This window comes from Kineococcus indalonis, assembly GCF_009906395.1.
In the GTDB taxonomy this organism is placed as follows: domain Bacteria; phylum Actinomycetota; class Actinomycetes; order Actinomycetales; family Kineococcaceae; genus Kineococcus; species Kineococcus indalonis.
Map to the genome: position 1 here is coordinate 1 of NZ_JAAALM010000866.1, position 1,001 is coordinate 1,001.

Annotated in this window: 1 pseudogene; it reads right to left on the reverse strand. The window is 83.3% G+C overall.

Going from position 1 to position 1,001, the window contains the following annotated elements:
• Positions 1–629 (reverse strand): annotated as a pseudogene (locus GTR00_RS21620) (hypothetical protein); the annotation flags it as partial.
• Positions 630–1,001: the final 372 nt, after the last annotated feature.

Below are 1,001 nucleotides of genomic sequence, written 5' to 3' on the forward strand. Positions count from 1 at the left end.
GCGCTGCGCCGGGTGGCGCGGCGCGCACGGCGCCGCGGCGCCGCGGGGGCCTCCTCGGCGACGGCGGGCTCGGCGGCGGGCTCCTGGGCCACGGGCTCCGCGGGCGCCGCGGGCACCTCGGGCACGGCGGGGACGGTCTGCTCCACGGCGGCGCCGGCGACCTCGCCGACGGGCTGCTCGGCCGCCTCCGGCGCGGGCTGCTCGGCGACCGGCTGCTCGGCGGGCTGCTCGGCGGCCTGCTCCGCGGGCGCACCGGTGCGGCGGGTGGCGCGACGGGCGCGGCGCCGCGGCGCGGGAGCGGGCTCCTCGGCCACGGGCTCGGCCACGGGCTCCTCGGCCGCCTCCGGCACGGGCACCTCGGCCGCTGGCTCCTCCACGGCGGGCTCCGCCGCGACGGGCTCGGCGGCGGGCGCCTCGGGCGCGGCGGGGACGGTCTGCTCCACCGCGGCGCCGGCGGCCTCGCCGGCGGCCTGCTCGGCGGCCTCCGGCACGGGCTGCTCGGCGGCGCTCGCCTCGACGCGGACCGGGGGGCCGGCCGGGCGGCTGGCCGCCCGGCGCCGGCGGGGGCGGGTGCCGCTGGCCGGCTGCGCCGGTGCTGCGGGGCCGTTCTCTTCAGGTGTGGTCGTCACGGGCTCTCCCGTCGTCCCGCGGCGGCCACTCCACCGGTGAACCCGTGGCCGCCCGGGGCGTCCTCGTAGGGATCGCCGGGTGGGGGTGACCCGCACCCGACGGAAGTCCTCGGTGCACGCGCGGGGTTCGCTCGCTCCAGGCGGCGCTCCGCTCGTGCCGCCGCCGCTCCCGCGACCGGAGCGGGGGCCGGGGCGCCTGCGGGGTCCTTCCACTGGACCGCGGCGCTGCCCGGACGCCACGCACAGGGCGGCGGTCTCGTCGGCGGGTCGGTCGCCCGGTGTGGGGAACGCCCGACCGTCCGCAGTGTCTCACAGGAGCGTCCCGCGGCCCGGGCGAGCGCGCCGCCCCGGGCCGCGGGACGCTCCTGTGAG